This is a genomic window from Treponema sp. J25 (assembly GCF_004343725.1).
GTDB lineage: Bacteria > Spirochaetota > Spirochaetia > Treponematales > Breznakiellaceae > J25.
In genome coordinates this window covers 60,869-81,443 of the sequence record NZ_PTQW01000014.1, presented here as the reverse complement: position 1 = coordinate 81,443, position 20,575 = coordinate 60,869, and the positions used below count along the sequence as shown (strand labels likewise).

The window sequence follows — 20,575 nt, the reverse complement described above, 5'->3', positions numbered from 1 at the left end:
CGTATGCTCATGGTGGGGTAGTATGGGTAACGCCACAGCGCTAGAAAAAAGGGCCTTTAAGGAAAATTGATTGTTTGTGAGTCAGGAAGGCGGCTATTTTAGCACCTCCGATGTTCTGTGTTAGTTACCATATCCAGAGGGAAAAATATTGAAATTAGAACTTTTTACGCTCTGTGATTTTGCACAGGAAAATAATGGGAAACTTACCATTGTGGGGACCTTTGATACCATTGCGGCCCGGGCTTTCCCCTGTTTTCATCCATCGCTGATGGTGGTGATTCGTCTCCGTTTTGACCTTTGGGAATTTGGGACCCATCGCTTTACCATAGAAGTGCGTGATATAGAGGGAAAACACATGATTGAACCCTTGCAAGGAAGCATCGACGTTCGTAGTGTGGGCAATGCTACGGCGGTTTCCCATGTGCTCTTTTCTCTGCAAAATTTTGCACTTCCTGCACCCGGCCTTGCGAGCTTTACCCTCTACGTGGATGAAAAAGAAATAGGCACACTCCCCCTCTATATCAAGAAGGCATAAAGGGACTTCCACGAACCTTTTCTCGTAAAACAATGTTGTGAAAAAAGAAGGCCTCTCCGGGGCCAAATCTTTACCCAAAGGAAAACCGTCTTCTCTTTTCCCGTGGTTCGTCCCGATAGAAACTTATTTAGGAGGCCCCTTACTTAACAGATTTCACCTTTATTGTAGGTATCGTAGAAACTTGGCAGTTGGCAGCATCGTTTCTCTCAATTATTCAGCCCATGCCTGGCCTTAAAAGCCCGAAGTTCTTCCATGGTTGGGGGTTCTGCCCCATGCCGGGTGCACACGAGCGATGCGGCCAGGTTCGCAAAAGAAAGGGCCTCCGACAGTTCCCCCTGAGAAAGGCTCGAAAGGGCAGAGGATGACATTTTCCCTTTTTGCTCAAGCCAGGCAAGGAATGCCCCATGGAAGGTATCTCCTGCGCCAATAGTGTCTGCCACGGGGACCTCCACCACCGGGGCCTGACAGGAAATAAAGGTCCCATCGGCTCGACGAAGCTTTGCCCGGGCGCCTTCTTTGCCAAGTGTTACAACAACCAGGGTGGGCCCAAGGGCTAAGATCCGATCGATGGCCCCTTCCCGATCTATGGTGGGGTAAAGGTAGGAGAGATCCGCATCGGAAATCTTTACGATCCTGCTCATGCGACACCAGGATTCTACGCTGGAAACATAGGCCTCTCGGTTCTGAATCAACATGGGCCGTACATTGGGATCAAAAGAGATTACCAGAGTGGGGTTCTGGGTTATACTGCGTTTGATAAACCCTTCTATCGTAGAGCTAATCGGAGTAAGCAGCATCGAAATGGATCCAAATTGAATACAGCGAACATCCGAGGGGAGGCTTTGGGGGAGATCCTCTGGCAACAGGGACGTATCGGCACTTCCCTCAGTATAAAAGGCGTACTGGGGTTCTTTGCCTGGCTCTAGCTGTACAAAGGCAAGGGTGCTGTGCTGTTCCCCTCGACGAATAAAAGAAGTGGCTACATTATTCTGAGTCAATCGATTTATTAAAAGTTCCCCAAAAAAATCTCGGGATAAGCGTCCTAAAAAGGCCACGGGGGCTCCGAGACGGCCGATGGCGATGGCGGTGTTGTAGGGACTTCCGCCTGGTATGGGGCGATACACCGGATTCCCCTCCTTATCGTTACCCGGTACCATGTCGATGAGGGCTTCCCCGCAACAGATGATCATGTCTACCTCCTTCCTCTGGACATTCTATAAAAAAATATGCTTTATGGTAAGTATACAGGTTATATTACCATGACATTTGTAATTGATGCCCATACCCATTCAGTGGCTTCAGGCCATGCTTATTCAACGATCGATGAACTTGCCCGAGGGGCCCGACAAAAAGGCCTTTCCGGATTTGTGGTGGCCGACCATGGTCCTGCCATGCCGGGAACTACCCATCCTTACCATTTTGGGAACCTTCGGATCCTTCCTGAATATATCGAAGGGGTCCGGTGCTACAAAGGAATCGAAGCTAATATCATCAACGAAAGGGGGGACATCGACCTCGACGCCCACCTTATTGCCCGCCTCGATTTTGTTCTGGCGGGGTTCCACGAGATCTGTTTTGCCAGTCAGGGAATTGTAAAAAATACCGAAACCCTGGTGGCCACCCTGGCAAACCCCCTGGTGGATGCTATCTCCCATCCGGGGAATCCTTCGTATCCTATCGATATTGAGGTGGTGGTGGAAGCGGCCCGTTCTTATGGCAAGGCCCTGGAAATTAACGATAGTTCCTTCCGTATTCGCAAGGGGAGTGACGAAAACTGTCTGCGTATTGCCCGGACCTGTGTGGAAAAGGCCTGCCTTATGGTTACCGGTAGCGATGCCCACTACTACCTTGATGTGGGGCGCTTTGATGAGGTACATAAAATTCTTACTGCCGCGGGGGCTCCCGAAGAACTCGTAATTACCACATCCTTTAAGCGCTTTGATGATTTTGTTCAGACCCGCCGTTCGGAGCGGAAAAAATATGCCGCGGTTTCTTAGAAGAAAAACCGGAAGAATACGGAACTCACAAAGGCTTTCTGTATGAAGCGACTTTCTTTCGAGGCCCTTAAGGAAATGTTCCACACAGAACGGCTTCTGGAGCGGCTTATTCTGGCGGTTGCTTCTGTTCGGGATTCCCAGGTGGGCCCCCTCTGGTGCGATAAACCCATCGTTCCCTGTAACGCTGTGCGGATCCGACCGGTGTTGATTAAAGAGACCCTTCGGTATCAGGGGGAATATCGATGTGGAACCCAGAGTCTCCATCGAAATTATGAGAAAAAAGAACTGGAAGCGGAGCTACCGCTCCTGTTAAAGGCGTACCAGGAGTGGCATATATATACCGACCTCTTTGACCTTGAAATTAAAAGGCTTGCTTCCCAGGAGTATAGTCTTCGTCAAACACCGGCCTCTAAAAAGAAACCCTCCCTTATGCATAATCGGGAAAAAAACTATCGCCTTTCAGGCCCCATCCCCTTTTTGATACACCTGGGGCTCATGGATGAAACAGGGAATGTATTTCCCCGGGCAATGGATAAGTATAAGCAGATCAATAAATACCTTGAATTTATTGATGCGGTGCTACCCTCTTTCCCCGAGGGAGAGCCGCTGCGGATCGTAGACTTTGGATGTGGCAAGGCCTATCTTACCTTTGGGCTGTATCACTACCTGCACAATCAGATGGGGCGCTCTGTTAGTATTACGGGGCTCGATCTAAAAGAGGAGGTTATTCGTTTTTGCAACCAGGTAGCCCGGGATCTCAGAATGGAGGGGCTTTCCTTTAAGCAAGGAGATATCGCCCGGTATATGGCCGAAGAGCCACCCCACCTGGTGGTAAGTCTTCATGCCTGTGATACCGCTACCGATGCGGCCCTGGCTCAGGCCCTCCAGTGGCAGAGCCCCGTGATTCTTGCAGTCCCTTGTTGTCAGCACGAATTGTTGGATCAACTCAGGGCCCCCGCTATGGATCCCATTCTTCGGTATGGCGTTACCCGGGAAAAGCAGGCGACCCTTGTCACCGATGCTTCCCGGGCCCTCATGCTCAGGGCCTTTGGCTACACCGTGGATATGGTGGAATTTATTCCCCTGGAACATACCCCCAAAAATGTGTTAATCCGGGCATACCGGGACCCCCACAAGAAGCCCCGAAGTACCATTACGATAGATGATCCGGGATACCGGGCATACCGGGATTTTCTTGATACCTGGGGGGTAGGCAAGACCTTTCTGGAAGGGGAGTTATCCCGTCGGGGACTTGTGGGGGGACCCATCAGCATTAGGTAGTGGATCCCTTTTAGCCTTGTTTTTCAAACCTTACTCAACTTCTGCTATCACTCTGTGTACCGGTTCCCTTTTAAAATACGAGAATAAGCCTCCATTACCCCTTAATAGCACCGCCGGTGAGTCCTGCTACGATGTACTTTTGTGAAGTGACAAAAAGAATGAGTGCTGGAAGCATGGCAAGACTTAAATAAGCAAGAATTAAATTCCAATCTGAAGCGTGTTGCCCTTGAAAATTCATAACCCCCATCGGTAACGTGTAATAGGCTTCAGTATTAAACACAAGTAGGGGCAAAAAGAAATTGTTCCAACTTGCCACAAGAACAATAACAGCACTTGTTGCAATGATTGGTGTAGAAAGAGGAATTACCATGTTAATTAAAAAACCGAGGGGGCCGTATCCATCTATCGAGCAGGCGTCTTCTAAGTCTTTAGGTATATGTAAAAAGAACCCTCTCAAGAGAAGTACCGTCATTGGTATTTGAAAAGCTACCTGGGGGAGTATTACCCCAAAATAATTATCAAGCAGTTTAAGATTCTTTACCTGTAAGTAAAGGGGAAGAATTGCAACTGCCAGGGGAAACAGAAGTCCGAGCATAAAGTAATTTTTAATGATCTCTCTTCCACGAAATTGGACGCGAGCAAGAGCGAACGCTGCCATTACACAAACAATAAGAGTGAGTATTACAGTTCCTGCGGCTACAAGAATAGAATTAAAAAGGGACCGCCAAAAAGTTCCAACCGAACCAGTTAGTAAATCAATATAGTTGTTATAATATGGAGGATTGGGGAGCCCTACAGGATCTGTCAGGAGCTGTCCATTTGATTTGAGTCCACCTACAAATCCCATATACAGCGGAATAAGCACAATAAATGAAAGTATAATGCAAAATGTATATTGAACGACTCGACGAGAGAAAGAAATTGACAGGTTCTTTTTTTTCATATTTGTTTCTCCTCATTCTTCATCAATTGATTGTTGTAAATAATGCTAAAGATTAAAGTGAAAAGGAATATAACAACAGCAACAGCACTTCCATATCCAATATTGAATCTTTGAAGTCCGAATTTATAAAGATAGGTGACCATCGTCTCAGCCGAATTCACTGGATCTCCTTTACCCATTGCCCAGACAACATCGAATACTTGAAAGGAGCCCACAATCGAAAAGAAAATAGATATTAATAGGGTCGAACGGATGAGAGGCAAAACAATTTTACGGGTTATCTGACTTTCTGATGCCCCGTCGATTTTTGCTGCCTCTTTTATTTCTTCAGGAATATCCTGAAGCCCTGCTATCAGGATAGACATGTGAAATCCAAAATATTTCCAGATAATGGTAACAAGAATACCCGCAAGCACTGTTGAAGGGTTCCCAAGAATTGCTGGTACCGGTGCACCGGGAGCAAAAAATGTGTATAAGGCTTTTACTAAACCGTACTGGGGGTTATAGATAAATTGCCAGAGAATCCCTGTTATAACTTCGGAAAGAATATATGGCAGGAAGAAAAAAGTACGAAAAACCAGGGCAAACTTAAAATCTTTATTACAAATAATAAGAGCTGCGTATAAAGCGAGGGGTATCTCGATAACAAGAGATACAATCATGATAATAATGTTATGAATTATCGCTTTATGGAAAATAGCATCTTTAAAAAGCACTGTAAAATTCTTCAATCCCCGAAAATCAACAAGCGGCCCGAGACCATTCCATTTAAACAAACTAAAATAAGCAGCTTGAAAAACCGGGAAGATAACAAACAAAGAAAAAAGAATTAACGCTGGCCCTAATAAGAATACTAGTAATGGTATTTGACTGTAGCTCTTTTTCATAGAAGTACTTCCTGGTATTTAAACTATTATGTCCGATAAGCGTACCCGCTTATCGGACACCGTTTGAATTTTAATTATACTTTAAACTTTTTTGAAAACTGACAAACTATTGCTCATATGCGGCTTGGATAGCAGCACAGGCCTGGGCGGGTGTCATAGTGCCCGCAAGAATAGCTTGTATTGCATCATTAACGGCAGCCCCAGCCGCAGGAGGAAGGAACTGATCAAGATAGAGTTGATAGTAAGTACATTTGTCTACAATGCTTTTTACTAGTTTTGCATTCTCATCCTTAATCCCCACATCAGCCCCTTTTACGGTTGGAATGATACCGGCAATGGTAGCATACCGGGCGTTATTTTCCTTACTGTCAAGGAATCGAAGGAATTCTATAGCTTCTTTGGGGGCATTTTTCCCAATTGCCATACCATTCCCACCACCAATTACGTCGGTGATTTTTCCCTTTCCACCCTTAATTGCGGGGAACGGAGCACATCCTAACTTGTCTCCTAAGCCTTTCTTGCTGGTAGAGCTATCGTTTTGAACGTTCGGAGCCCACTGTCCCATAATCTCCATTGCTGCCACTCCATTACCCACCAATGCTGCCTCATCATTGTAGGTGGCTCCTAAGAAACCATCCTGGAAAGGTTTAAGAGCTGCCAGATCTGCAAGTATCTGTCCGGCCTTTACAAAGGTGGGATCCTTAAAGCCTGCTTTGTTCTTTCCCGAGAAGGTGTCTTGGAAAAGCTGAGCTCCTCCGAGCCGAAGAGCAATGTAAGACCAGATGTGCATGGCGGGCCATTTATCCCCTCCTCCGAGGGCTATAGGGGTAATACCTGCCGCTTTAAGTTTTTTGACAAGGGTTATAAAATCGTCCCAATCGGTGGGGAAGCTCTTGTATCCAACTTTCGCCAATAACTCTTTGTTATACCACACGGTAATGGCTCCCATGTCATGGGGGGCACCATAGATTTTCCCATTATAAGAATAAACTTCCCATACTCCAGGGGCCATGGTATTCCAGAAACCACTGTCCTTTACTTCCTTGGTGATATCTTTCAGTAAACCTGCTTTAGCATATTCAGCAAGTACGCCACCACCCCAACTGTGGAAAATGTCTGGTGGATTCCCCGACTGCATTACGGTAGTCAGTTTGCTTTTGAATGCTTCGTTCTCTAGAATAGTAACTTCTATCGTAACGTTGGGATGGGTTTTCATGAATTCATCTACTACGCTCTGATAAAAACCTTTGTCAGTTGGTGCTGTACCGATGTGCCAGAACGAAATCTTCACAGGTTTAGTCTGTGCACTGACACTCAATGATGCAATTACCAGCATTGCTATCATTGATGTAACAATCCTTTTCAAATTCATTCTGTCCTCCTTACATAAAAGTGATTTTTCAACCTTGCGGTCAAACTTAGTTAATGATGAGGTGTTTTTCTTTAGATTGGGATAGGACTAATACCGATTTTTTGTATAGGACTTTTTACCTATAGTCTTTATTGCTATTATTTCTTTACTATATCTTTTTTATCTTCTTCCCTTTCCCTTAGGGGTAAAATAAGGCGAATATTGTTCTTCCCGGTTTCAAAAAGAAGCTTCAACGTTTGTATGAGCATGGCCCGGCTTTCCGCATCGAGATTGGAAATCGCTTCTCCCATGGCGCGGGCCCGCTGCAGCCAATTGGAGGAAAGCTCTGTAAAGCTGGTGATGTCGGTGGCCTCGATAATATCGAAGAGGGCATCAATAAACCGTTGCCGTTCGGTGGTACTCAGAGCTCCCAGCCACTCTTTGATGGTTGAATCGATAAAGCGGCTTGTGTCGGATACGGTATCGACGCATACAAAATTGGGGCCCTGAACCACCCACGAATAGGGGTCATGTTGCGCAATACCCCGTTGGGTGCTCTGCACAATGGTGTAGCGCTCCGAATGTTCAAGGAGCATCCCGATGATCGAAGACTGGGGCACGTACGCAAAGAGCCTTCCTTCGAGTTCCCGGAAACCCTTTTGGGCGATGGTTTTCTCATTGAAACCGGGCCCATCGTTGTTATACACCGCCCGTATTCTTCGGCGACTCCAAAAACCACAAAAAGCTGCGGCATACACCGCCAGGTTGCCCCCTTTGGAGTGCCCGCCGATGCGAAGTTTCCCATGGAGCCGCCGGGCGATATGCTCAAGGTATGCTACCGCCAGGTGTTGGGCCGGCACAGGGGTCATGAAGCTCATGTTAAAGTCTTCTTTCCAGCCTACTACCGTGGCGTCGGTGCCCCGAAACGCCACATAGTGACTCCCATCGGGAAGGGAAAAGGTGACCGCTGCAAACTGGGTTTCCACTTCCCGATCAAAGCGGTTTTGAAACGCCGAAAGCCGTACCCTGGCGAATCGTTCGGTGTTTGCGGCCCTGCTAAAAAAATCAATGTGTTGTTTCATCCGTTCTGAGAAGGGGTGCCCATGGATATCCCGGTAGTTGGACCGGGCAAATCTCTGGGCTACTTCGGCAATGGTGGGTCCCCTTTTTTCGGCTTCAGAAGGTACGAGTCCGTCAAAGGGGAGATAGGCAAACACACTGAACATCAGGTTGTCCACCGGCGTAAAAGGACTCATGGCAAAACTCAGGTCCCCCCGCCACAGGAGGTAATCTTCTATATTGGTACTCGTCGTGGATACCATACCAGTAGTATACATCACGGAGGTACAAAAGTGCAGTATGGGTACCTGCCGCGTACGCGGGTTTATCGTCGTGGCAACTGTGGTTGTGGTGGCTGGTCAGGGCTGGATACTATTTGGGCGGGAATATCCCCGTGGGGTTTTCTTCTTTGCCATATCCTGAGGGGACTGGTAGAAGGTACAGCCCGACTGACGATATCAGGACTGCAAAGCAAGGGCGATAAGAAACTGCGACGCCATAGCTATATTTTTTATTTTGATTTTGCTATCATGCTTCCATGAATATCCTTCTTACCAACGATGATGGTATTTCCTGTCAGGGGATTTGGGCATTAAAAAGCGCCCTCGAGGCTGGTACGTCCCACAAAATCTATGTGATTGTTCCAGAGGACAATCGCTCCGGTATTTCCCATGGGATTACTATGCGGGGGCCCATACGGGTTCGTTACCGGGAAGAGCGGGTGTGGACCTGTTCGGGGACGCCCGCCGACTGTGTCATTGTGGGGCTTCTGGGTGAACATCTTCCGGTACGGCCTGATCTTATCCTTTCTGGCATTAATGAAGGCCCTAACCTGGGGACTGATATCATTTATTCGGGAACCGCCGCCGCGGCTCGACAGGGGGCCCTGCACGGTATTCCCAGTTTTGCGCTAAGCATGGGCACCTATGATTCCTTTTTTTATTATGATGTGGCGGCCCGCTATATAGCAGAAAATCTGGAAAAATTCCTCCCGTTATGGGGAAAGGACACCTTCATCAATATCAATTTTCCCAATACCGCGTCATTGCAGGCTGACTTCCGTATAACCTATCCTTCCCGGCGTTCCTACAAGGATACGCTGGTCCGTTTCGTGGGTCCCGATGGACATCACTACTGTTTTATTGATGGCGGCGAAGTGAGCACCCACCCCGAAGAAGGCTCCGATGCGGATGCGGTGGAACGGGGCTATGTTTCGATAAGCAGGGTGTATATTCATCCCTTAAGTGTAGAACAGGTAAAAACAACCTGATACCTTCCCTGTCCCGATGGCGAACAGGGGTCCTTCGGTAAACGTTCTAATGAGGTGCTTTGATATTGATGCCCCTGTCCCGATGGCGAACAGGGGGTCCTTCGGTAAAAGGGTAAAATAAAGAATCGATAAGATAAGGAAATCGCGAAGAGATAGGGCAAGAAATTCGCCAGGAAGGGAATTCCCGTAAGCTGGTGAACAATGAAGGGGCCGCACGGAAAGCCCCTTACGAAGGTTCTGAAGTGATAGCCGAAAGGTGGTGCCCCTTGATCCCCTGGGGATACAGCAGGGGATGATTTTTTAGTACCGACAAAGACCTAACTATCCCAGGGAAAATCCAGCCCCCCTTCGATCCAATCGACAAACTGGCGGGCGCTGCGGGGAGAGCGGCCATTGAACCACTTTTCCCAGCGAAGGGCCTGCTCTCTCAAGGTTGTCCCTGGTATGGTAAGACCCCGCTCCTGAGCTATCTTCTGGACAATCGTAAGATATTCTTCCTGGCCGGGGGTGCTGAACACCACGGTAAGGCCAAAGCGGTCTGCCAGAGAAAGTTGTTCCTGCATGGTGTCAAAGGCCCGCATGTCGCCGCTTTCCAGGGCCGCCGCCGCAGCGGCCGTATCGGGTCGATCGGCCCTGCTTTCCCGGACAAGGTGTCGCCGGTTACTGGTAGCATAGATTACCACGTTATCCGGCCGCTGATTGACGCCCCCTTCAAGAAGGGCCTTAAGTCCTGTGTAGGAATCATCCAGGGTTTCAAAGGAAAGGTCGTCAATGTACAGGATGAATCGATAGGGGCGGTCACTTAAGGTGTTAATTATCCGGGGGTAATCCTGGAGATGCTGTTTGTCTACTGCGACGAGTCGAAGTTTTTCCCCGGCGAATTCGTTGCATACCGCTTTAACGGTGGCAGACTTTCCCGTCCCTCGATCTCCGTACAAAAGAAGGTTGTTTGCCCGGTGTCCGCTTATAAAGCGCCGGGTATTGGCAAGAACTATTGCCCGTTGAGCCTCGTATCCAAAAAGCTGAGAAAGTCGTATAGGGTCAGGCAGGAGGGCAGGTTGAAGGGGCATCTCTTCCTCTGGTTTCCAGACAAGGAAGGAATGCTTGCCGAGATGGCCAACCCCCTCGCTCTTCCAATAGGCCAGCAACCCCTCTAAAGCGGTGTCCCAGCTTTTATGGGAGGGAAAAAGGGGGTGCTCCCCCGAATGGCGAAAAAAGTGGGAGAGGATGGCCTCTTCCTTTTTGATACGCTGGCTTATATCGAGGGTAAGCCGATCACTGAAAAGACTGAGAATGGGCTCGATCAACTCTACCGTGGTGCAAGAGGCGATTGTCTGAAGGTAAAGCAGGTCAAGGCGGGCCTGTTCCAGCAACGCTGGCGCAAGGGACTTCCCCCTCTGGGTCTTATCCCCGGCGATATGCCCTGATTCCGGTGCGAGCGCCTCGGCTGCAAGGGTTAAGGGGTTTTCATCGTGGAGAATAAAATCGATAATGAGTTCGTGAAGTGAACGCTCTTCAGAAAGAACAAAATGCATAACGTCGGTCCACAAACGGATAAGACCAATCTTGTCCGGCAGGTGGAGCGGTACCGACGTGATACTTTCTTCCAGTTGGGCTATGCGGGAAAGCAATCGATACAGGGGAGCAAAAAAGGGAGCCTCCTTGAGATTTTTAAAAAGAACGAGAGATTCAATGTAAAACAGTAATCGTCTTGCCCCCTTCTGTGGCATAGAGGCCCCCTTTATTCCTGGGGCATTTCAAAGAAGAGGGCCCCTGTCAGGCCCTCTTTTAGCCCCTTTCTCTTTCTGCTCCTCCGCATTCCCTTCCACACTATGATGGTGCAGTTTTAACAAGGGTCCGTTTTTTTATTTTACCGCTACAACGGGAAACAGGGAAACCATTGCGGGCCCGTTCAAAATAGCTGTTTTTTATTTTACCGCTACAACCTCTTCCTCTTGTGGGCGCTTTTCTCCAATCGTTGTTCCTACCAGGATATCATACTGGAGCATTTTAAACACCTTGGTGGGGCACTTGGCCACACAAACCCCACAGGAGGTACACTTCGTGTAGTCGACTTCAGGAATACCGTTAACCATAGTAATGCATTGCTCGGGGCAATTTTTTACGCAGATTTCGCATTTAATACAGCCTACCTTACAGGTCTTTATCACCATCGCCTTAATCGGATTTCGGTTAGAACAGATGACCATGGAACCTTTTCGATTCTTGGGAACCTTCTTTAGAATCTGCTGAGGGCATTCGGCGATACACATGCCACAACCGGTACATTTATCGTAGTCCACGTGGGGCAGGCCATCTTCTCCCATATGAAGGGCATCAAACTGGCAAACCGCCACACAGTCGCCGTATCCAAGGCATCCCCAGGAACACAGCTTGGTCCCGCCCGCGGAAAGTTTAGCGGCCCGGCAGGTTTTTACTCCTACGTAGGTACCCTTAAGGGGGGCATGCTCTTTAGAACCCTGGCAGGCCAGGACGGCCACCACATCCTCCGCAGAGGCCTGTACTCCCATAAGACGGGCAAGCGCCTCGGCCACCGCCTTTCCTCCAGGGGCGCAGCGGGTAACCTCGGTACTCCGGCCTGCCACGGCTGCGGCGTATCCATCGCAGCCAGGGAAGCCACAGGCACCGCAGTTAGCCCCCGGCAGTATATCCCGCACCTGTTGTACCAGGGGATCTACCTCTACCTTGAAAAATTCTTTAAAAAATCCCAGCGCCAGCCCTAAGGTAAAGGCCAGGAGCAGGGCAAAAAAAGTGGTGATAAGTATGATAGTCATGGATTCCCCCTATTTAACCAGTCCCGAAAAGCCCATAAAGGCCATGGCGAGGAGGCTCGCAGAAACAAACAGAATGGGCGTGCCCTTTAAAAAGGCAGGAATAGGACTTGTTTTGATACGATTGCGGATTCCTGCCATGAGTAAGAGGGAGAGGAGGAATCCTAAAGCCGCCCCTACGGCGTACACCAGGGCTTCCAGAAAGGAGTAGCCCTTGCTGATGTTATCAAAGGTTACCGCCAGGATTGCACAGTTAGTGGTGATGAGGGCCAGGTATATCCCCATCGAGGTATACAGGGCAGGAACCATTTTCTTAAGATAGAATTCTACCAGCTGTACCAGGGACGCAATGATAAGAATAAATACAAGAATCTGAAGGAATTCGAGCCCCAGGGGTTTCAGGATAAAGTGATAGATAGGCCAGGTTACCGACGTGGCCAGGACCGTTACAAAGGTGACAGCAAGACCCATCCCTACTGATTTGTTTTCATCGCTACTCATCCCGATAAAAGGGCAGAGGGCTAAGAAGCGCATCAATATGACATTATCAATGAGCAGGGCAGAGATAAAGATTTTGAATAGATTCATTTGCACTCCTCCTCACCGTTTTTTAATCGGGATTTTAAAAAGAGATTGAATGAAATAAAGAGGGCAAAAACCAAAAAGCCCCCCGGCGAAAGGATAAAGAAAATGATGGGCTGATAGCTTTCGGGCATGATCCGGATGTTAAAAATGGTACCGTTTCCAAGAAGCTCTCGAATCATGGAAATGCCCAATAACACCCAGGTGTACCCCAAACCCATACCGAGGGCGTCGGCGATAACCTCCGGGATGGGCCGTTTGCTCGCAAAGCCTTCCACCCGTCCCATGATAATACAGTTTACCACGATAAGGGGGATAAAGACCCCCATGGCCCGGGAAAGGTCAGGGAAATAGGCCTTAAGCAGGTAATCGATGACGGTGGTAAAGGCGGCGATGACAATGATGAACACGGGGATACGGATCGAATCGGGGATAAGCTTGCGGAAGCTGCTAATCACTATCTCGGACATGAGGAGCACAAAGGTCATGGAAAGCCCCATCCCTACACCGTTTGCTGCGGCGGTGGTTACCGCCAGGGACGAACACAAACCGATCATCAACATGAGGAGCGGGTTTTCCCGGACAAGGCCGTTTTTAAAAATGGTAAGGTACCGTTTCATTTGGTGTTTCCTCCCTCGCTGGTGAGCCATGCGTAGGCGGCCTGACTGGCTACTTTTACTACGGTGGTTACCGCCTTGCTCGTTATGGTAGAGGCCGTAATGGCTACCACATCTTCTTTCACCTGGAATTTATCCTGGACCGATTTCCCCTTGAATTGACCGTAAAAGGTTATTCCTGAGCGCCGATCGACGAAATAGCTCGGATTAGCCGCATTGGCCCCCAGACCGGGGGTATCCTTGTTTTCCAGGATTTTGACGCCGCTAATCGTGCCTTCTCTGGTCACTCCCACCAATACTGTGATAGGTCCCCCGTAGCTTGAACCTACCGCCCGGACTGCAACCCCCAGGGGCTCGTCCCCTTGAAGAATAAGGTACTGGTTCTTGAACTGTACCTGAGGGTCAGAACTGGAAAAGGCCCCGGTGATTTCTTTAAATTGATCTCCCTGGGGAAACAGATCTTTTAAGGATTGCTCCAGATCTGCCCGTTGCCGTTCCGTAATAACCTGTTGGGTCCCCGTATACACAAAGGCCAGCCCCACGCAGGCCACGGTTGCGTAGGCCGCAAGGATGAGGCCCAGCCGAACCATCTGCTTCATTTTGAACCTCCCTGGGAAGAACTACCACCACTTTGGCCTTTGCCGGATATTCCGGCGGGCGCCTTCTGCGGGGGCACAAAGCCGTATTTTTTCTGGATAAGCCGATTAAGGAAGGGAGTAAAGGCATTCATGATCAGGATTCCGTAACTGGTCCCTTCGGGATAGCCCCCCCATTTCCGGATGAGCACCGTAATAAGCCCCGCCCCGATACCGAAAATGATTTTTCCCCTGGCGGTAAGGGGGGCAGAAACGTAATCGGTGGCCATGAACACCGCCCCAAACATAAGGCCCCCCGCAAGGATGCCAAAAAGGCCATCCATCCCCAGAAGCCAGCTTACGATAAAGGTGGTCACGATCATTGCCGCCGGGGCCCGCCAATCGATGGTGCGGGTAATGAGCAGGTAAAAGGCCCCCACCAAAATTAACAGTATCGAAGATTCCCCGATACACCCCGCCCGATTCCCTAGAAAGAGGGTAAGGAGTACCGACCCATAGTTTGAGGAAAGGCTGAGCCCCGATTGGACGAGATTGTTCCCCACGTCGGCCATGGCGCCTCCCATTTTAATGATATTGAGGGGAGTGGCGGTACTGACCGCATCGGTAAGGGCTGCGGAAAAGCCCACCGGCCGATGCCAGGTGGTGAGGGCGGCGGGAAAACTCATGATAAGGAAGGCCCGCCCGATAAGGGCCGGGTTAAAGGGGTTGGCGCCAAGGCCCCCGAAAAACTCCTTGGCTACCACAATGGCAAAGAATGACCCCATGGCGGTCATCCACCAGGGGGTAGAGGGGGGAAGGACCAGCGCCAGAAGGAGCCCCGTTACTACCGCGGAAAGGTCCTTGTACCGCAATTCCTGACGGGTAACAAGGCGAAAGAGGGTTTCCGAAAGGACCGCCGTTGCTACCGAGACCACAATCGTAATCAGTGCCGGAAAACCATAAAGGTAGATACCAAAAATGGTCAGTGGTAAAAGGGCCAGAATAACATTCCCCATAAGGGCGGAGGTAGTGACAGGAGAACTAAAGTGAGGACTCGATGCAAGGATCAAGAGTTTCTGATTGTTTGCCATCTTTTCTGTTTCTCCTTTATTTTGCACTCAAAGCAGCTTCTTTGGCCCGCTTGTTGCGCAGTAATTGTTTTCCTACCCGGAAGCGCTGGACCAGTTGAATATGGGCAGGACACACATAGGTACAGGCCCCACATTCGATACAGTCCAGAAGGCCGATACGGGCCGCTGCTTCCAGGTCTCCCGTTTTTAAGGCAATATTCATGATCACCGGAGAAAGCCGGCAGGCACAGGCCCGAATACACCGACCACAGCGGATGCAGGGTCCCTCTTCGTCATTGTCCCGCTGGAATTCTTCGCGGGTCATGAACACGACGCCGGAGGTGTTTTTCTGGATAGGGATACCTAAATGGGGTACCGCCGTTCCCATCATGGGGCCACCAAAAATCACCTTTGCAAGATGCTCTTCATCAAGTTCTATTTCTGAGGAGGGGATATCGGAAACAAGGGTTCCAATGGGGGCGATGATATCCTTCGGAGTCTTACATGCCCCGCCAGTAACGGTGAGTCCCCGTTCAATGAGGGGTTTACCTTCATAAAAGGCCTCCGCGATAGCCTTCAGGGTCCCCACATTTTGCACCACACACCCCACATCCATCGGGAGTCCCCCTGAGGGAACCTCTTTTCCCGTGATGGCGGTGATAAGCATCTTTTCGCCCCCCTGGGGATACTTGGTTTTAAGAAGCTGCACCTGAATGTTTTTCCCTTTTCCATGGCGGGCAATGGCCTCTTGGAGTGAGGTAAGGGCCCGTTCCTTGTTATCTTCCAGGGCAATCACACCCCGATCGACCCCTACTATGTTCATCACGATGAGAAGCCCCTGAACCACCTTGTCCGCCTCTTCAATCATGGTGGCTTCATCGATGGTAAGGTAGGGCTCGCATTCGGCCCCATTGGCGATAACCAGGGAGATAGGTTTATTCGGTGGGGGATTCAGCTTAACATGAACGGGGAACCCGGCGCCTCCCATACCGACAAGGCCTGCCTCCCGGATTCGCTGCAGGGCCTCCTCTTTGGAACAGGCAAGGCCATCAAGGGGGGGCATAAAAGCTTCTTCCTGCGATCCATTTGCTTCAATTACTATACACAGTCCTTCGGTGTTATTCGATTGGGTGCGGGGTTCTATTTTTTTTACTATCCCACTAATAGAAGCGTGGACTGGCACGGTCATGGGTCCGGGACTTGCTCCATCGGCAATCTTTTGTCCCCGTTTTACCGTGTCTCCTACCTGTACCAGGGGCTTGTTCGGGGCCCCAAAGTGCTGATTAATAGGAATCACCACCTGGGCAGGGCTCGGAATACGTTGAATGACCTTCCCGCTGGTGGCGACTTTTCGCTCAGGCGGATGAATGCCGCCCTTAAAGGTTTTTATGGCCATGAAACGGCCCTCCTTCTTATGGATCCAGAGCTTGGTTACTGGACCAAGATTATAGTAGATTCTAAAAATTTAGAATCCCGTGTTTCCAATAGCGAAGGAATGATAGCTTCGCTCTATAGCTCCATAATAAATAAAAAAATATCTAAACTATTTTCATTGCCGATGAAATATTTTATATGGAATAATAACTTGTGGTCAAGGGAGTGGTAGGATTATCTATAAAAAAATATCGAGTTTTCGTCGCTTCTTTCGGAGGAAAAATAGTTCCCTTTGCTCGGGGAACGCCTCCGAGCAAAGGTTTTATTCTTTTTTCGAGTAAACATCTTAAGGGTCTTTTCTTTCTTGTTTCTCTACTAGTGATGACTACCCCTTATTCCTGGGCTTTTTGTTGTTTTTTCGCCCTCTTTTCTTCCCGTTTTTCCTTCAGCGTTTTCTGGGGCTTTTTCTTTTCTTCCCGTTTGGGGTGATCTGCGGATTTCATATACCCACCTCCACAGTGCTAGTATACCCTCTTCATGGAAGGAGATGCAATAAAATTTTCTCCCTATTGACACTTTTTTAAAATCAAAGCATGGTACAAGCTATGAGTGCTGGCATGGTACATACCCAGGAGTCGGTAATTCCCGTGGAATATCGGGAAGTAACAGACCATTTATTTGTGCACCTTCTGCAAGGTAATGGGGAAGCGGCACGTCAGGAACTCCGGAAGCTGGCGGAGTATTTAGGAATAGAAGAAGAATATTCGCTTTTTACGAGCTATCCCTTAGGGGATGAGAAAATACAAAAAATGTTGCTCCATTTCAGAAATAATCTGGAATTGCTTATCCATAAAACATGGGTAGAAAAGGCGGATGAAAGTCACAAAGACCGGCTTCTGGAACGAATCCCCGCCTTTATACAGGTCCTGGAAGTGGGGAATTATCAGAAGGCCCTTTCGCAATTTGTGGTTATTCTTAGTGAGCTTGCCTATCTGTTCTTTGGGGCCCAGGCCCATAAGAGCGATTTTGTGGAATATGCCTTTCGTATCGACCCGAGCATAGGGCTTTTCTGGTGGTATGGCGGGGCATTGGAAGGATTGTCGTTAGAAGGCCTTGATACCGCTCTTCTTAAATCGTTGCTTGCTATTGGTATTTGTTTTATTACTACCTTTTAAGGGAGTGGGCCCATGGATAGTTACACCGATCTCGAAGATGGAAAAGGTCGCCCCAACGAGGGGTATTCAGATTTTATTAGCGAAGCCATAGCGGAAGACCTAAAAAATGGTCGGTATACGTATGTGCGCACCCGCTTCCCTCCCGAGCCAAATGGATGGCTTCATATCGGTCATGCTAAGGCAATCAGCGTTGATTTTTCCATGGCCGCTAAGTTTGGGGGGGAATGTAATCTTCGTTTTGATGATACCAACCCAGAAAAAGAGGATATGTCCTATGTAGAAGCTATTAAACGGGACATCAAGTGGTTGGGGTATGACTGGGGCGATCGGGAATATTATGCCTCCGATTATTATGAATACCTGTACGAAATTGCGGTAAAGTTGATTAAAAAAGGGGTCGCCTATGTGGATGACCTTTCGGAAGAGGAAATCCGGGTATACCGGGGAACCGCGGTGGAAGATAAAAATAACATTACCTATACCCCGCCGGGGAAGGATAGTCCCTACCGGAATCGATCGGTAGAAGAAAACTTAGATCTCTTTGCCCGAATGCGGGCCGGCGAATTCCCCGATGGGTCTAAGACGCTGCGGGCCAAAATCGATATGGCCCATCCTAACCTGGTGATGCGGGACCCGGTGATGTACCGGATCCGGCGGATTCCCCATTATCGGGTTGGAACCCAGTGGTGCATCTATCCCATGTATGACTTTCAGCATCCCCTTTCGGATGCGAAGGAGGGAATCACCCATTCCCTGTGTTCCCTGGAATACGAGATTCATCGACCCCTCTATGAATGGTTTATTCAGCAGGCGGAGGTATTCCCCAGCCGGCAGATCGAGTTTGCCCGGCTTAATATAAGCAAGACCGTTCTTTCCAAACGATATCTTTTACAATTGGTAAAGGAAGGTCACGTTTCTGGCTGGGACGACCCCCGCATGCCTACCATTGCGGGTTTGCGCCGCCGGGGCTACACGCCGGAGGCAATCCGGGACTTTATGGGCCGTATCGGTATTGCAAAGACCGATAGCCTCGTGGACATCGCCCTGTTGGAACACTGTCTTCGGGAGGATCTCAATAAGCGGGCCCAACGGGTGATGGTAGTCCTTCGTCCTTTAAAACTGATTATCGATAACTGGCCCGAGAATCATGTAGAGTATGTGGAAGCTATAAACAATCCGGAAGACCCCGCTGCCGGAACAAGGCCGGTGCCGTTCGGGAAAGAGCTCTGGATTGAACAGGACGATTTTCAGAAGGTCCCGCCGCCGAAGTACTATCGACTGTATCCGGGCAATGCGGTCCGTCTGCGGTATGGGTATATTGTCACCTGTACCGGCTATGACACCGATCCGGTAACCGGCGAAGTCACGGCGGTTCATTGTACCTACGATCCTGCGACCCGGGGGGGGAATGCGGAGGATAATCGCAAGGTAAAGGGTACCATCCATTGGGTCTCGGTGGCCCACGCCAAGCCCATCTCCGTGCGGCTCTATGATTATCTCTTTTTGGTGGACCGTCCTATGGATGTGCCGCCGGGGGGCTCTTTCCTGGATAATTTGAACCCCAAATCGCTGGAGGTAATTCCCACCGCCTACGCCGAACCGTTCCTGGAAAATGCCCAGGTGGAAGATAAATTTCAGTTTGAACGGCTGGGATATTTTGTTCGGGACCCCGATGTGGTGGATGGGAAGCCCGTCTTTAATCGGAGTGTGGGCCTCAAGGATAGCTGGTCAAAGATAGAAAAGAAGCTCCAGAGTGGTAGCTAGGGTGCTGTAGTTTTAAGTTTGCAATTGCCGCCGGGCTCGTGGTGAGCCCGGTTTTTTATTTATTTCTTCTTACTGTCAAAGAAGTAGGTTTTAATGGGAGGAAAGCCGTTAAATTCCACCGAGGCGTAACTTGAAGTATATGCGCCCGTGGAAAGCCAGTACAACTTATCCCCCGCAATAAGATTGAGGGGTAACTGGTAGCGGGATTTTTCGTACATGATGTCCATACTATCACAGGTGGGACCCGCCAGGATCACTTCCCCTTCTTTTCCTGTGACGGTGCTACTGGTTACTACCGGATACTTTATGGCCTCGTCCATGGTTTCGATAAGACCATTGAATTTTCCTACATCCGTAAAAACCCAGCGCTGAAGGGCCGTATTATTCTTCCGGGCCACAAGTACTACTTCTGAAACGATGATCCCCGCATCTCCCACCATTGAACGGCCCGGTTCCAGGATAATCTCCGGCAATGTTTCCCCAAAATCTTCGTGCAGGTAGCGGGTAATTTCTTTGGCGTACACTGATAATTCATGGGTAGGAATTGTATAGTGAGCAGGGAAGCCACCGCCCATGTTGATCATCTGGAGCACTATCCCTTCTTCTTCTTCCAGGCTTCGGAACAGATAATTCGTTTTGGCGATAGCCTCATCCCACTGGCCGATGTCCCGTTGTTGGCTTCCCACATGGAACGATATGCCATAGGGGATAAGTCCCAGTTGCCGGGCTTCTACGATAAGATCGTAGGCCATGTCGGGGTGACAGCCAAACTTTCGGGAAAGGGGCCAGTCCGCCGATTGGGTGCCTTCCACCAGGATACGGACGTATACCTTTGAGCCCGGAGCCTGGGTGGCAATATTATGCAGGTCCATTTTGCTATCGGTAGCAAAAAGGCGCACCCCCCTTTCATAAAAATAGGCGATATCCCGGGCTTTTTTAATGGTATTCCCGTACGAAAGCCGTTCTGGGGATACCCCAAGGGAAAGCAGCCGGTCTAGCTCCCAGCGGGACGCAATGTCAAAGGAACTCCCCAGGTCCCGGAGAAGGGATAGAATTTCCACCGCCGGATTGGCTTTAACGGCATAATAAATGTGGGCGTAGGGGAAAAGTTCCCGTAAGCGAATATAATTTTCGCGAACCATATCAAGATCGATGAGGATGAAGGGGGTTTCCTTGCCTTCTGCCTCTTGCATGAAGGCATCCCATCGCTCATCGGAGTAAAATTGGGCACGATCAAACATAGGGCTCTACCACCGTATAAAAAATAAGGGGATTGTTCTTTATCCTGAACAATCCCCATCGA

The 20,575-nt window shown here is 49.3% G+C and carries 19 protein-coding genes; 6 read left to right on the top strand and 13 right to left on the bottom strand.

Going from position 1 to position 20,575, the window contains the following annotated elements; all coding sequences use genetic code 11:
- The first annotated feature begins 148 nt into the window (after positions 1 to 148).
- Positions 149 to 535 carry a DUF6941 family protein gene (locus C5O22_RS05640; RefSeq protein WP_132780230.1) on the top strand — a complete coding sequence of 129 codons (387 nt, stop codon included), beginning with the start codon at positions 149 to 151 and terminating at the stop codon, positions 533 to 535.
- Between the two features lie 206 nt (positions 536 to 741).
- Here C5O22_RS05640 and C5O22_RS05635 read toward each other — a convergent pair whose 3' ends face one another.
- Positions 742 to 1,725 (bottom strand): carbohydrate kinase family protein, encoded by a 984-nt coding sequence (locus C5O22_RS05635; RefSeq protein ID WP_132780229.1) that lies wholly within the window; start codon positions 1,723 to 1,725, stop codon positions 742 to 744.
- Positions 1,726 to 1,794: 69 nt separating this feature from the next.
- On the opposite strand from C5O22_RS05635, the gene C5O22_RS05630 reads away from it, so the two are divergent.
- Both C5O22_RS05630 and C5O22_RS05625 read left to right on the top strand, forming a co-directional pair.
- Complete coding sequence (locus tag C5O22_RS05630; protein ID WP_132780228.1) at positions 1,795 to 2,532, top strand: phosphatase; 738 nt, start codon at positions 1,795 to 1,797, stop codon at positions 2,530 to 2,532.
- A 42-nt stretch (positions 2,533 to 2,574) separates the two neighbouring features.
- Positions 2,575 to 3,813, top strand: a complete 1,239-nt coding sequence (locus tag C5O22_RS05625; protein WP_132780227.1) for a class I SAM-dependent methyltransferase — start codon at positions 2,575 to 2,577, stop codon at positions 3,811 to 3,813.
- Between the two features lie 94 nt (positions 3,814 to 3,907).
- On the opposite strand, the gene C5O22_RS05620 is transcribed toward C5O22_RS05625, so the two are convergent.
- From C5O22_RS05620 to C5O22_RS05605, 4 genes are all read right to left on the bottom strand, one after another.
- Positions 3,908 to 4,756 (bottom strand): carbohydrate ABC transporter permease, encoded by an 849-nt coding sequence (locus C5O22_RS05620; protein WP_132780226.1) that lies wholly within the window; start codon positions 4,754 to 4,756, stop codon positions 3,908 to 3,910.
- On the bottom strand, positions 4,753 to 5,643 hold the full coding sequence (locus tag C5O22_RS05615) for a carbohydrate ABC transporter permease (RefSeq protein ID WP_132780225.1): 891 nt from the start codon (positions 5,641 to 5,643) through the stop codon (positions 4,753 to 4,755). The genes C5O22_RS05620 and C5O22_RS05615 overlap by 4 nt, the downstream gene beginning before the upstream one ends.
- Positions 5,644 to 5,749: 106 nt before the next feature.
- Positions 5,750 to 7,015: an extracellular solute-binding protein gene (locus C5O22_RS05610; RefSeq protein WP_132780224.1), complete on the bottom strand. Its 1,266-nt coding sequence runs from the start codon at positions 7,013 to 7,015 to the stop codon at positions 5,750 to 5,752.
- Between the two features lie 137 nt (positions 7,016 to 7,152).
- On the bottom strand, positions 7,153 to 8,316 hold the full coding sequence (locus tag C5O22_RS05605; protein WP_165910419.1) for a DUF2974 domain-containing protein: 1,164 nt from the start codon (positions 8,314 to 8,316) through the stop codon (positions 7,153 to 7,155).
- 275 nt (positions 8,317 to 8,591) lie between these two features.
- Between C5O22_RS05605 and surE the strand changes: the two genes are divergently transcribed.
- Entirely contained in the window at positions 8,592 to 9,323 is a 732-nt protein-coding gene (surE, locus tag C5O22_RS05600) for a 5'/3'-nucleotidase SurE (protein WP_132780222.1), read from the top strand.
- A gap of 317 nt (positions 9,324 to 9,640) precedes the next feature.
- Here the strand turns inward: surE and C5O22_RS05595 are convergent, their stop codons facing one another.
- From C5O22_RS05595 to rsxC, 7 genes are all read right to left on the bottom strand, one after another.
- Positions 9,641 to 11,053, bottom strand: coding sequence for an ATP-binding protein (locus C5O22_RS05595; RefSeq protein WP_243692876.1), 1,413 nt, complete (start codon positions 11,051 to 11,053; stop codon positions 9,641 to 9,643).
- Between the two features lie 198 nt (positions 11,054 to 11,251).
- On the bottom strand, positions 11,252 to 12,118 hold the full coding sequence (locus tag C5O22_RS05590) for an RnfABCDGE type electron transport complex subunit B (RefSeq protein WP_132780221.1): 867 nt from the start codon (positions 12,116 to 12,118) through the stop codon (positions 11,252 to 11,254).
- A 9-nt stretch (positions 12,119 to 12,127) separates the two neighbouring features.
- Entirely contained in the window at positions 12,128 to 12,703 is a 576-nt protein-coding gene (locus C5O22_RS05585; protein WP_132780220.1) for an electron transport complex protein RnfA, read from the bottom strand.
- The gene (gene rsxE, locus C5O22_RS05580; protein ID WP_132780219.1) at positions 12,700 to 13,317 is read right to left on the bottom strand and encodes an electron transport complex subunit RsxE; all 618 of its coding nucleotides are present in this window, start codon (positions 13,315 to 13,317) and stop codon (positions 12,700 to 12,702) included. The genes C5O22_RS05585 and rsxE overlap by 4 nt, the downstream gene beginning before the upstream one ends.
- Positions 13,314 to 13,913, bottom strand: a complete 600-nt coding sequence (locus C5O22_RS05575) for an RnfABCDGE type electron transport complex subunit G (RefSeq protein WP_132780218.1) — start codon at positions 13,911 to 13,913, stop codon at positions 13,314 to 13,316. Before C5O22_RS05575 ends, rsxE begins: the two co-directional genes overlap by 4 nt.
- Positions 13,910 to 14,980, bottom strand: coding sequence for an RnfABCDGE type electron transport complex subunit D (locus C5O22_RS05570; protein ID WP_132780217.1), 1,071 nt, complete (start codon positions 14,978 to 14,980; stop codon positions 13,910 to 13,912). The genes C5O22_RS05575 and C5O22_RS05570 overlap by 4 nt, the downstream gene beginning before the upstream one ends.
- A gap of 16 nt (positions 14,981 to 14,996) precedes the next feature.
- Entirely contained in the window at positions 14,997 to 16,355 is a 1,359-nt protein-coding gene (gene rsxC, locus C5O22_RS05565) for an electron transport complex subunit RsxC (RefSeq protein WP_132780216.1), read from the bottom strand.
- 571 nt (positions 16,356 to 16,926) lie between these two features.
- On the opposite strand from rsxC, the gene C5O22_RS05560 reads away from it, so the two are divergent.
- Both C5O22_RS05560 and C5O22_RS05555 read left to right on the top strand, forming a co-directional pair.
- Complete coding sequence (locus C5O22_RS05560) at positions 16,927 to 17,508, top strand: hypothetical protein (RefSeq protein WP_132780215.1); 582 nt, start codon at positions 16,927 to 16,929, stop codon at positions 17,506 to 17,508.
- Positions 17,509 to 17,520: 12 nt separating this feature from the next.
- Entirely contained in the window at positions 17,521 to 19,272 is a 1,752-nt protein-coding gene (locus C5O22_RS05555; protein WP_132780214.1) for a glutamine--tRNA ligase/YqeY domain fusion protein, read from the top strand.
- A gap of 59 nt (positions 19,273 to 19,331) precedes the next feature.
- On the opposite strand, the gene C5O22_RS05550 is transcribed toward C5O22_RS05555, so the two are convergent.
- Complete coding sequence (locus C5O22_RS05550; protein WP_132780213.1) at positions 19,332 to 20,513, bottom strand: type III PLP-dependent enzyme; 1,182 nt, start codon at positions 20,511 to 20,513, stop codon at positions 19,332 to 19,334.
- Between the last annotated feature and the right edge of the window lie 62 nt (positions 20,514 to 20,575).

Excerpts from the sequence above, each read along its gene's own strand:
- C5O22_RS05635 (WP_132780229.1), bottom strand. The coding sequence starts at position 1,725 with ATGATCATCTGTTGCGGGGAAGCCCTCATCGACATGGTACCGGGTAAC.
- C5O22_RS05630 (WP_132780228.1), top strand. The coding sequence starts at position 1,795 with ATGACATTTGTAATTGATGCCCATACCCATTCAGTGGCTTCAGGCCAT.
- C5O22_RS05625 (WP_132780227.1), top strand. The coding sequence starts at position 2,575 with ATGAAGCGACTTTCTTTCGAGGCCCTTAAGGAAATGTTCCACACAGAA.
- C5O22_RS05620 (WP_132780226.1), bottom strand. The coding sequence starts at position 4,756 with ATGAAAAAAAAGAACCTGTCAATTTCTTTCTCTCGTCGAGTCGTTCAA.
- C5O22_RS05615 (WP_132780225.1), bottom strand. The coding sequence starts at position 5,643 with ATGAAAAAGAGCTACAGTCAAATACCATTACTAGTATTCTTATTAGGG.
- C5O22_RS05610 (WP_132780224.1), bottom strand. The coding sequence starts at position 7,015 with ATGAATTTGAAAAGGATTGTTACATCAATGATAGCAATGCTGGTAATT.
- C5O22_RS05605 (WP_165910419.1), bottom strand. The coding sequence starts at position 8,316 with ATGGTATCCACGACGAGTACCAATATAGAAGATTACCTCCTGTGGCGG.
- surE (WP_132780222.1), top strand. The coding sequence starts at position 8,592 with ATGAATATCCTTCTTACCAACGATGATGGTATTTCCTGTCAGGGGATT.
- C5O22_RS05595 (WP_243692876.1), bottom strand. The coding sequence starts at position 11,053 with ATGCCACAGAAGGGGGCAAGACGATTACTGTTTTACATTGAATCTCTC.
- C5O22_RS05590 (WP_132780221.1), bottom strand. The coding sequence starts at position 12,118 with ATGACTATCATACTTATCACCACTTTTTTTGCCCTGCTCCTGGCCTTT.
- C5O22_RS05585 (WP_132780220.1), bottom strand. The coding sequence starts at position 12,703 with ATGAATCTATTCAAAATCTTTATCTCTGCCCTGCTCATTGATAATGTC.
- rsxE (WP_132780219.1), bottom strand. The coding sequence starts at position 13,317 with ATGAAACGGTACCTTACCATTTTTAAAAACGGCCTTGTCCGGGAAAAC.
- C5O22_RS05575 (WP_132780218.1), bottom strand. The coding sequence starts at position 13,913 with ATGAAGCAGATGGTTCGGCTGGGCCTCATCCTTGCGGCCTACGCAACC.
- C5O22_RS05570 (WP_132780217.1), bottom strand. The coding sequence starts at position 14,980 with ATGGCAAACAATCAGAAACTCTTGATCCTTGCATCGAGTCCTCACTTT.
- rsxC (WP_132780216.1), bottom strand. The coding sequence starts at position 16,355 with ATGGCCATAAAAACCTTTAAGGGCGGCATTCATCCGCCTGAGCGAAAA.
- C5O22_RS05560 (WP_132780215.1), top strand. The coding sequence starts at position 16,927 with ATGGTACAAGCTATGAGTGCTGGCATGGTACATACCCAGGAGTCGGTA.
- C5O22_RS05555 (WP_132780214.1), top strand. The coding sequence starts at position 17,521 with ATGGATAGTTACACCGATCTCGAAGATGGAAAAGGTCGCCCCAACGAG.
- C5O22_RS05550 (WP_132780213.1), bottom strand. The coding sequence starts at position 20,513 with ATGTTTGATCGTGCCCAATTTTACTCCGATGAGCGATGGGATGCCTTC.